Origin of the sequence: Bacillus taeanensis (assembly GCF_003318295.1) — a bacterium.
In the GTDB taxonomy this organism is placed as follows: Bacteria; Bacillota; Bacilli; order Bacillales; family UBA6769; genus Maribacillus; species Maribacillus taeanensis.
Window position 1 is genome coordinate 304236 of record NZ_QOCW01000002.1, and the last position, 10861, is coordinate 315096.

Genomic DNA, 10861 nt, shown 5'->3' on the forward strand with positions numbered 1-10861 from the left:
AATATACAAATTTAACAGTTCATCATAGTATAATAACGATATACGAATTTTTGTTCTATTTTATGTTTAAAGAAAAGGCAGGTGCAAATAATGAAACTTTTTCATACCGCAGATTGGCACTTAGGTAAACTTGTGCAGCGCTTTTATATGACAGAAGACCAGCGCTTTGTGCTTAATCAATTTATTGAAGCAATAAAAGAAGAAAATCCTGATGCTGTTATAATTGCAGGGGATTTATATGATAGAGCCGTTCCACCAACAGAAGCGGTTGATTTATTAGATGAAGTATTAAAAACAATTGTCCTTGACTTAAAGACACCCGTTCTTGCGGTTGCCGGAAATCATGACAGTCCAGGACGTTTAAACTTTGGCAGTAAGTTAATGAAAGCAAACGGCTTACATATCGTTGGGCAGCTGTCAAAGGAATTTGAGTCGGTTGTGTTAGAGGACAAGCATGGCGAGGTGCATTTTCATTTAGTTCCATATGCTGAACCTGGGGTTGTTCGTTATATCCTTGAGGATGAAGCCATCCGCTCACATGATGATGCGATGCAAGCTGTTGTGGAACAAATAAAAGGAAAAATGAATTCAAATGCGCGCCATGTATTTATTGGTCATCACTTTATTACACCTAAAGGGGAAAAGAAGGAAAATACGAGTGAATCAGAACGACCATTATCCATTGGAGGCGCTGAACACGTTAATGCTGATTATTTCTCATCGTTTCACTACACCGCGTTTGGTCATCTTCATCAAGCGCATAAAGTTGGCAGTGAAACAGTCCGTTATGCAGGTTCACCGCTTAAATATTCGATTTCCGAACAGCACCATAAAAAAGGCTTTTATATTGTCGATCTTGATAAAGACGGCAATGTTGAAGTGGAAAAGCGGCTGTTTACACCAAGACGTGATATGCGCTCGATCGAAGGATATATTGAAGAAATTGAACAGCAGGAAAAAAATGATGATTATGTGTTTGTAAAATTACTGGATGAAGTGCCTGTTCTTTATCCAATGGAAAAAATACGGGCTGTTTATCCAAACGCCATGCATGTTGAGCAAAAATTTAATCTATCAGCTATTATTGAGAAGGACGGAGAGTGTGTTGAGCGGACAAAGCTTGATGATGTGTCCTTGTTTCAATCCTTTTACAATGAAGTAAAAGGAACAGCTGTCTCCTCTGATACAGAAAAGCTCTTTCAAGATGTGCTCAATGATATTCTCAGTGCAGAAGGGGAGCACGTATGAAGCCGATTAAACTAACAATGACGGCGTTTGGTCCGTATAAACATACTGAAGTTGTTGATTTTAATCAGCTTGAACATCACCGTTTATTTGTGATTTCTGGCAGTACAGGAGCAGGGAAAACAACGATTTTTGATGCGATTTGTTTTGCTCTTTTCGGTGAGGCAAGTGGAGAGGAGCGGCACGAAGCGAAAATGCTGCGCAGTCATTTCGCTGATGATGATGTTCATACAGCTGTTGAACTTGAGTTTCAAATCCACAGCCGAAAGTACCGTGTGCTTCGCCAAATTCCACACGTAAAAGAAGGCAATAAAACAGCAACAGGCGAGCGTTATGAGCTCTATGAGTACAAAGATGGAGAAGAGTCCCCTTGTGTGGAGCGCTTTAAAGTAACCGATGTCAATCAAAAAATCGAAGCGATCCTTGGATTAACAAAAGATCAGTTCAGTCAAATTGTGATGCTGCCGCAGGGGGAATTTCGAAAACTTCTCACATCAGAAACAGAAAATAAAGAAGAGATTTTGCGCCGTATTTTTAAAACCCATTCCTATAAACAAATTGCTGAAAAATTAAGAGAAAAGAAAAAAGCGATTCAAACAACATTTGAAGCACAAGTTCGTGAGCGGGAAATTTATATGAATCAATTAAAAGGACTGCTTCCAGAGCGTGATGGTTCAGAGTTAATCGCTATCTTAAGTGAAGAGCATTATAACACCCATCAAGTGTTAACGGCACTTAATAGCGAAATTTCTTTTTATGAAAAAGAAGCGGCAAGACAGTTAGAAGTGTTGAATGAAGCTGACCAAGCTTATCATACAGCATATGAAATATATCATACAGCAAAAGCGATTAATGACAGATTTATATTATTAGATGAAAAAAGAAAACATCAGGAAGAGCTCCTGCAAAAAGAAGACATCATCAAAGAAAAAGAACAAAACTTGAAGCTTGCAGAGCTTGCTGCAAATCTTGAAATATATGAAAAAAGTACAAATGATGCAAAAAATGATGTGATAGCGAAAGAAAACATCTTAACAAAAGCAAAAGCAGCGAAAGCACATGCCGAAAAAGCTTTACATGAAGCAAAAGCAGCGTATGAAATAGAAGAAAAAAAAGAAGAACAGCGTGAACAGCTTGCAAAAGAGCTGAATCGACTAAAAGAGTTTTTACCAATTGTAGAAGAATTAGACAAAAAACAAAAAAGCGTTCGCAAACTTGAGAGAGAGCGCGATAAATTCTTCATTCAGTTAAATGGCCTAATAAAACAGCTGCAGGATGAGCAGCAGCAAAAAATAGAGCTGATGAATCAAATTCGTCCGCTTGAACAAAGTGTCGAGCTTCTTCCTGAAAAAACAGATACACTTACAAAGTTACGAGAACAGTCAAAAGGAATTACAACTTATATAAATAAGCGGGAAGAAACGAAAGCAGCTTACAATGAAGCAAAAGCATTGTTTGAAACTTTTAATATAACAAAAAGCTCCTTTGATTTCTTAGAAAAACGTTGGATTGAAGGACAAGCAAGTTTTCTAGCTCTTCATTTAGAAGCAGGTTCGCCTTGTCCAGTGTGCGGCAGTACAGAGCATCCTGAAAAAGCAGCCCATCATACCGATATTCCGACAAAAGAAGAGCTTGATTATAAAAAGCAGGAAAAAGAAGAAGCGGAAAATCTCTATATTGCAGCAAAATCAAAGTATGAAACATTAAAAGATCAGCTGCAGAAGTTAAAAGAAGAAGTGGAGAATGAAAACTTTAACACAGACAATATCCACGAACAGTATGAGAATCTAGTAGCGCGCGGTAAGAAGCTGAAAAAAGAGGTAGACCAAATTCAAAAAGGTCAAGAGCATTTAAAAAAACTAAAAGCAGTACTTGAAGATCTTGAGAAGCAGCTTGAGCAAAGAACAGAGCAGAAAGCAGAAACCGAACAAAGCTATCACGATGCAAAGTCAACCTATACAACAGAGGCTGCTTTATTAAATCAAGCCGTTGAAAAAATTCCAAATGAACTGCAGTCACTTGATAAGCTTCATGGAAAAATCCAACAAGTTGAGCAGCAGCAGAAAAACTTCGAACAGAAATGGAAAGAAGCACAGGAACGCTATCAAAAAGCAAGTGAAACACTGCTGACGATGACAGCAAATGAAGATCATGTTGTAAACGATCTAACAGAAATAAAAAGAAAGTTGGAGCAAATAAAAGCCGTGTTTAGTGATCAGCTTCAAAAAGTAGGTTTTTCTAATGAACAAAGTTATAATGACGCAAAAATGGAAAAAAGTCTTCGTCAAACATTAAAAGAAGAAGTAGATCATTATTATAAACGAATGAGCACAACAGCAGAATTTATAAAAGAGCTTGAAAATGAATTGAGCGGGAAAGAGCACCGTAACCTTGAACAGCTTCAGGAAACTGTTACAATGCTTAAAGAAAAAGTAGAAGAAGCGAAAGAGGCATCTCAACAAACAAAGCACTATTATCAGGAAGCAGAAAAGTTAAAACAGCACCTTCATGATGCTGGTGAATCATTAAAGGATATTGAAAAGGAACTTCAAGTAATGGATGATTTATATAATGTTGTGCGCGGTGATAATCCGAAAAAAATCTCCTTTGAGCGCTATTTGCAGATCGAGTTTTTAGAACAAATTATTCTTGCGGCAAATGAGCGGTTAAAGCAGCTGTCAAACGGCCAATATTATCTTATTCGCAGCACCCGCCGTGAAAAACACGGTAAGCAAAGCGGCCTTGGGTTGGATGTATATGATGCTTATACAGGGCAGATACGTGATGTAAAGTCATTATCAGGTGGTGAAAAGTTTAACGCCTCTCTTTGTCTTGCTCTTGGAATGGCCGATGTGATTCAATCATTTGAAGGCGGAATATCAATCGAAACGATGTTTATTGACGAAGGGTTTGGCTCATTAGATGAAGAGTCCCTTCATAAAGCAATTGATACACTTGTTGAACTGCAGCAGTCCGGCCGCATGATTGGTGTTATTTCACACGTCCAGGAACTAAAACAGGCAATGCCTGCGATATTAGATGTTCAGAAAACACAAGAAGGCTACAGCCGTACAAGATTTATAGTCAAATAACAGGATAAGTAATACGAAGGCCCCAATTTTTATGAATTGGGGCTTTTAAGTGTGTTTTAAGTAATATTTACTTATTTTAATTACAAAAAGATTTTAAAAGTTAAATAACCTATTAAAAAAATCTGAAAATATTTAATATAAGGATACAGACAACAAGGAAATAAATAAAACAAAAAATGATAGCGTTTTTAAAGTCGCCTTAATCTATTGTTTTATCAAGATGGTGTAACAAGCGAAAAGTCAGATTTTCTGTAAGTAATATTTGAAAACGCTTCCCTAAATGTAAAAAAACAAAGAATATAGTTGAAGCGGAGGGAGAAAATGAGGAAATGAGAAAAAAGAAAGTGATTTATCTGGAAGATTTAATTATAGAAAATAAGAAAAAGATTCTTTCAGATGAACATGAACTAAAACGCATTGAAGAAAAAATTGACAAAAGACATATAGAGATCAGCAGCAAATTGGAAAATCATAATCAGAACTAAAGACTTCAAGGCTGATCTAAAAAGGAGAGAATAGATATGAAGACATTACGTGAAGAAACATTACAAATGCACCGCGATCATCAAGGGAAATTAGAGGTGAAAGCAAAAGTTCCTGTTCGAGACGCAAAAGATTTAAGTCTTGCTTATTCACCAGGGGTAGCGGAACCGTGTAAAGAAATCTATGAAGATCGAAACAAAGTTTATGATTATACGATGAAAGGAAATACGGTCGCTGTTGTTTCCGACGGGACAGCTGTTTTGGGACTTGGAAACATTGGGCCGGAAGCCGCGATGCCTGTTATGGAAGGAAAAGCTGTTTTATTTAAAAGCTTTGCTGGTGTTGATGCGTTTCCAATTTGTTTAAATACAACTGATGTTGAGGAAATCATTGAAACTGTAAAACGTCTTGAGCCGACATTTGGCGGAGTTAATTTAGAAGATATTGCAGCGCCGAGATGTTTTGAAATTGAAGAACGTTTAAAGAAAGAGACAAGCATTCCTATTTTTCATGACGATCAACATGGTACAGCAATTGTAACCGCTGCCGGCCTTGTAAATGCATTAAAGCTTGTAAACAAAAAAATGCAGGATATAAAAGTTGTTGCGAATGGAGCCGGAGCAGCTGGAATTGCCATTATTAAGCTTCTAAAAAGCTTTGGTGTAAAAGATATGATTTTATGTGACACAAAAGGCGCCATTTATGAAGGTCGTCCTTATGGAATGAATGATATTAAAAACGAAGTCGCCAAATTTACAAATTCTGAAAAACAAGAAGGATCATTAGAAGACGTGATTAAAGGTGCTGATGTCTTTATCGGTGTATCCGCTGCTGGAGCCTTAACAAAAGAAATGGTTCAATCAATGAATGACGATGCAATTCTTTTTGCAATGGCAAATCCTATACCTGAAATTATGCCAGCTGAAGCAAAAGAAGCAGGGGCAAAAGTAATCGGTACAGGTCGCTCTGATTTTCCGAATCAAGTAAATAATGTGCTCGCCTTCCCGGGAATTTTCCGAGGCGCGTTAGATGTACAGGCAACACATATTAACGAAGAAATGAAAGTAGCGGCAGTGCTTGCCATTGCGTCACTTGTTTCAGAAGAAGACCTAACAGAAGATTATGTTATTCCGGCACCATTTGATGAGAGGGTCGCGCCTGCTGTTGCCGCTGCTGTAGCAAAAGCAGCAATGGAAACAGGAGTAGCGAAAAAGGTTGTTGATCCCGCGGCAGTAGCAGAAAAAACGAGACAGCTTTCCATGATTGAAGAGAAGTCACTTATTGGAGTGAACTAAAAATAATTTCATATACCGTATTAAATTTAAGGAGGAAAAAATATGGCTGGTTCAAACGTAGCTAAAAAACTAACAGAAACAACACAAGTTGAAAATTTAGAAAAAGGCTTAAAACCTCAAGGGTTCCAACTTTTCAATACGCCGATTTTATGGTTTAGTATTTTTGCCATTATCGCAATTACAGCGATGTATACAGGCCACTTACCTGGAGGAATGATTGGAAGTCTTCTTATTATGATCGTACTGGGCGAATTATTTGGCTGGATTGGTGATAGAACGCCAATTATTAACAGCTTTCTAGGTGGAGGCGCGATTGTTGCCATTTTTGGTTCTGCTTTTATGGTGTACAGCAATCTTTTACCTGAAAGCACTGTAACAATGGTTACTGATTTTATGAAAACGGGTGGATTTTTAGACTTTTATATTGCAGCACTTATTACAGGAAGTATTCTTGGTATGAATTCTAAAATTTTAGTACAAGCAGGCGCACGTTATTTGCTTCCATTATTAGCGGGAGTAGTTGGAGCTGGCGTACTAGCAGGACTTATTGGTCTTCTCATTGGATACAGCCCGAAAGAAGCAATTTTAGTTATTGCAATGCCAATTATGGGCGGCGGAATGGGTGCTGGTGCGGTACCGATGTCTCAAGTTTATTCATCAATGCTAGGAAACGAACCTAGTTATTATTTATCCATTTTAGTACCGGCCCTTGCACTAGGAAATGTATTTGCAATTATTTTAGCTAGTTTATTAAATAAGCTTGGGGAAATGAAACCTAACCTTAGTGGAAATGGTCAGTTAATGAAAAACTTCCATTATGAAAAAGAAGCAACAACAAAATATGATATCGGTAAAATGGGTGCAGGAATTCTTGCAGCGGCAGCATTCTTTGTACTAGGTGAACTTCTTGGAGCTTTTATTCCGCTTCATCCTTATGCATTAATGATTCTTATGGTTGCACTTGTAAAAATCTTAAACCTTATTCCAAGTGCGGTTTCAGAAGGTGCAAGTCAGTGGTATCAATTTGTCGCGAAAAACTGGACATTTGCTTTATTAATTGGAATTGGTATTGCATACACTGATTTAGATCAAGTTATTAGTGCACTAAGTATTCAATATGTAGTGATCGTTTTTGCGGTTGTACTTGGCGCAGTTATCGGATCAGGTATTGTTGGTAAGATGATGGGCTTTTATCCAATTGAAGCAGCAATTACAGCAGGACTTTGTATGGCAAACATGGGAGGAACAGGTGATGTTGCCGTATTATCTGCAGCAAAACGAATGGAATTAATGCCGTTTGCACAAATTTCATCTCGACTTGGCGGCGCGCTCATTCTTCTTCTTGTAGGGATTCTCATCCCACTTCTAGTATAAAAAGGAATAGGTGTAAAGGATAAACAAAACAAGGAAGGGAGTAAGTCCCTTCTTGTTTTGTTTTTGTAGTTTAAGCAGAAAACCTTTATGATTAAGAAAAGAATAAGTAGTTGAGGGAGAAATGATCTGTGTCTATTATTTTAACAATGTTTCTGCTAGGTTCATTATTAGGTTTTGTTGGAGCAGGGGGAGCAGGATTTATTATTGCAGTTTTAATCCTTCTTTTTCATGTACCGATTCATACGGCATTAGGAACATCACTTGCTGCAATGACATTTACGACAATCTCTGGAGCAGTTAGTCATTATAGGGAGGGAAATACAGATGTAAAAGTAGGTACGATTGTTGGAATTTTTGGGGCAGGCGGTGCCTTTATTGGTTCAAAAATTGCTGCTGCAATTCCAACAGATTCTCTGCATTGGTTTACGGCGGTAATGCTGTTTTTATCTGCAGTTTTACTTGTAATTCGTTTATTTCTAGTGAAAAATACTAAAGAAACTGATACTAAGGAGACTGAATTAAGAAGTGTTCCATTTCTTATAAAAGCAGTTAGTGCTGGAACGATTTGTGGGCTGTTATCTGGAAGTTTCGGGATTGGATCGACACCTTTTATTCAAATTGGTCTTCTTATGCTTTTAGGCTTATCACTTCGTAAGTCCATTGGGACGACAATGCTTGTTATTATTCCGATTGCGGTTGGGGGAGGAATTGGATACCATTCTGAGGGATATTTAGATTATATGTTACTTGTGCAAATCTTAATCGGTACAATGAGCGGCGCCTATATTGGGGCGAAGTTTACAAATTTTGCTCCAAAGCTTCTTTTGAAATTTGCGATGATTGCAACACCTGCGTTAGCCGCTATTATTATGTTTTTTGTATAATTTTTTGTTTCTTATACTTGTTTATTTTAGTGGAGTGAAAAAATGAGTACACATAAGTTTAAACTGAGTTCAATTATTATTTTTCTTGTTTGCCTAGTTGTTTTATTTTCACTGCTTATAACCGATTTATTAATAACGAATACAATCAGCAATAATATAAAAAATAATTTAGAAGAAAAAGCAAAAATTATTTCTCGAACAGTCGCGCAATCATCAATTGTAAAAAATGGTTTAGAAGATGAAGTACAAGCGGGTGCTATACAGGACTACACAATTGATATTCAAAAAGCAGCAGATGTATTATTTATTGTTGTGATGGATATGAATGGGATACGAAAATCACATCCTAATCCTGACATGATCGGAAAAAGCTTTGTTGGTGGAGATGAAAAGGCTGCATTAGAAGGTAAGGAACATATTTCGATTTCAAAGGGAACATTAGGAGAATCACTGCGAGCATTTACACCTATTTATAACGACAACAATAAGCAAATTGGTGCTGCCGCTGTTGGCATCTCCTTAGAAAATGTTCAGCAAGCTCTCAATAACAGCCATAAAAATATCCTTATAGGTTCTGTTATTGGTATTTTAGTAGGAATAATTGGAGCTGTTCTTTTAGCAAGATATATTAAAAAGATATTATTTGGTTTAGAGCCGTTTGCGATTGCAAAAATTCTTGAAGAGCGAAGTACGATGCTGCAATCTGTCCATGAAGGAATTGTTGCGGTTGATAAAGATTCTACCATTACCCTTGTTAACAAATCAGCGTTACGTATCTTCAAAAAGGCTGGGTTATCTGAAAATCCAATTGGAGTAAAAATCAATGACTATATGCCTTCATCAAGGTTGGATCATGTTTTAGAAACTGGAAAAGCTCAACAAAATGAAGAATTAAATATGAATGGTGTGTCTATTTTAGTTAATAGGGTTCCTTTAATCGTAAATGATCAAGTAATTGGTGCGATTTCAACGTTTAGAGATAAAACGGAAATCAATCAGCTTGCAGAGCAGCTGACTGGAGTACGGATGTATGCAGATGCATTAAGAGCACAGTCGCATGAATTTATGAACCGACTTCATGTGATTTTAGGTATGGTGCGAATGGGGTATTATGATGAGTTAGCGGATTTTATTAGAAAAATCGTTGATCATCAACATCATGAAGTGGGTACAGTTACAAAGAATGTAAAAGACCCTGCACTAGCAGGCTTTATTATCGGAAAAATGAGTTATGCGAGAGAAGAACAGGTGAATATGACTGTTGTAAATGAAAAGGTGATTCCTGAACCGGAAAATAAGGAAACAACACATGAACTAATTACAACCTTAGGGAATTTAATTGATAATGCGATTGAATCGTTATCAGAGTGTACACAAAAGAACCTTGAAATTAAATTAATCTATTTAGAGGAAAGGTTAATAATTATTGTAACAGACTCAGGACAGGGAATAAGTGAAGAGCTTCTGCAGCAAATTTTTGAAAAAGGTTTTTCAACGAAAGGGCCAAACCGTGGATATGGTTTATACTTAGTCAAGCAAAGTATTACAAAGCTTAATGGAAATCTTAATGTAATCTCAAATGAGGATAACGGCACAAAATTCATTGTAGAAATACCTTACAATGTAAGGAGAGAAGACGATGATTAGAGTTTTAATTGTAGAAGATGACCCAATGGTAGCGGAATTTAATAAGCGTTATCTTGAAGAAATAGACGGGTTTCTGTTAGCGGGAATTGTTCATTCTGTCCATGATGCGCTTCAAGTTATAAATGAGCAAGAAATTGATCTAATCCTTCTCGATGTTTATATGCCTGGAAAAAATGGGCTGGAACTTTTAGCATCTATAAGAGAACAAGAAAAAGAAATTGATGTGATTCTTATTACAGCGGCATCTGATGTAGATAAAGTGCAAACGGCCTTAAGATACGGAGCTGTTGATTATTTAATAAAGCCGTTCGAGTTTGATAGGTTTTATCAAGCATTGAACTCATATAAAGAAAAATATTATTTTTTCAATAAGCAGAAACAGGTAAAGCAAGAAGACATTGATCAAAAATTATTAAGGAAAGATAAAAAAACACCTCTTGAATCAGTAAACACACTGCCAAAAGGATTAACGAAAAGCACACTGAAAGTTGTTGTAAATGTTATTGCAGCAATTGATAAACCGCTTTTCTCTACAGAAGAGATTGCTGAACAAGCTGATATTTCAAGAGTTTCCGTTAGAAAATATTTAAAGTTTCTAACGGATATTAATGTACTTGAAGAAACATTAACATATGGAATTGGACGGCCTGTGTATTTGTACACTTATAATCAATCACAATATTCTACTTTAAAAAAATATTTATAGAGATGGAGAAAAAGAGGCTGGGACAAAACCCTAGTCTGAAAACCTAAAAAGCATGTGAAATTTTACGCTCAGTAAAATTTCACATGCTTTTATTTTTTTCATAATAAAAAGGACATCTTCTGATAAAATTTAAGT

Annotated in this window: 8 protein-coding genes; all 8 read left to right on the plus strand. The window is 36.6% G+C overall.

Features of this window, described 5'->3' with window-relative positions; genetic code table 11:
* The first annotated feature begins 90 nt into the window (after positions 1-90).
* Positions 91-1248, plus strand: coding sequence for an exonuclease SbcCD subunit D (locus DS031_RS03995; protein WP_113804628.1), 1158 nt, complete (start codon positions 91-93; stop codon positions 1246-1248).
* Positions 1245-4337, plus strand: a complete 3093-nt coding sequence (locus DS031_RS04000) for an AAA family ATPase (RefSeq protein ID WP_113804629.1) — start codon at positions 1245-1247, stop codon at positions 4335-4337. Before DS031_RS03995 ends, DS031_RS04000 begins: the two co-directional genes overlap by 4 nt.
* Before the next feature lie 329 nt (positions 4338-4666).
* Positions 4667-4822 (plus strand): FbpB family small basic protein, encoded by a 156-nt coding sequence (locus DS031_RS04005; RefSeq protein WP_113804630.1) that lies wholly within the window; start codon positions 4667-4669, stop codon positions 4820-4822.
* A 36-nt stretch (positions 4823-4858) separates the two neighbouring features.
* Positions 4859-6115: an NADP-dependent malic enzyme gene (gene ystJ / locus DS031_RS04010; protein ID WP_113804631.1), complete on the plus strand. Its 1257-nt coding sequence runs from the start codon at positions 4859-4861 to the stop codon at positions 6113-6115.
* A 42-nt stretch (positions 6116-6157) separates the two neighbouring features.
* Positions 6158-7489 (plus strand): 2-hydroxycarboxylate transporter family protein, encoded by a 1332-nt coding sequence (locus tag DS031_RS04015; protein WP_113804632.1) that lies wholly within the window; start codon positions 6158-6160, stop codon positions 7487-7489.
* A 128-nt stretch (positions 7490-7617) separates the two neighbouring features.
* Positions 7618-8373 (plus strand): sulfite exporter TauE/SafE family protein, encoded by a 756-nt coding sequence (locus DS031_RS04020; protein WP_113804633.1) that lies wholly within the window; start codon positions 7618-7620, stop codon positions 8371-8373.
* 42 nt (positions 8374-8415) lie between these two features.
* Entirely contained in the window at positions 8416-10020 is a 1605-nt protein-coding gene (gene dcuS / locus DS031_RS04025; protein WP_113804634.1) for a DcuS/MalK family sensor histidine kinase, read from the plus strand.
* A complete protein-coding gene (locus DS031_RS04030) occupies positions 10013-10726 on the plus strand; it encodes a response regulator (protein ID WP_113804635.1) in 714 nt (237 codons plus the stop codon). Before dcuS ends, DS031_RS04030 begins: the two co-directional genes overlap by 8 nt.
* Positions 10727-10861: the final 135 nt, after the last annotated feature.

Excerpts from the sequence above, each read along its gene's own strand:
- DS031_RS03995 (WP_113804628.1), top strand. The coding sequence starts at position 91 with ATGAAACTTTTTCATACCGCAGATTGGCACTTAGGTAAACTTGTGCAG.
- DS031_RS04015 (WP_113804632.1), top strand. The coding sequence starts at position 6,158 with ATGGCTGGTTCAAACGTAGCTAAAAAACTAACAGAAACAACACAAGTT.
- DS031_RS04000 (WP_113804629.1), top strand. The coding sequence starts at position 1,245 with ATGAAGCCGATTAAACTAACAATGACGGCGTTTGGTCCGTATAAACAT.
- DS031_RS04030 (WP_113804635.1), top strand. The coding sequence starts at position 10,013 with ATGATTAGAGTTTTAATTGTAGAAGATGACCCAATGGTAGCGGAATTT.
- dcuS (WP_113804634.1), top strand. The coding sequence starts at position 8,416 with ATGAGTACACATAAGTTTAAACTGAGTTCAATTATTATTTTTCTTGTT.
- DS031_RS04005 (WP_113804630.1), top strand. The coding sequence starts at position 4,667 with ATGAGAAAAAAGAAAGTGATTTATCTGGAAGATTTAATTATAGAAAAT.
- ystJ (WP_113804631.1), top strand. The coding sequence starts at position 4,859 with ATGAAGACATTACGTGAAGAAACATTACAAATGCACCGCGATCATCAA.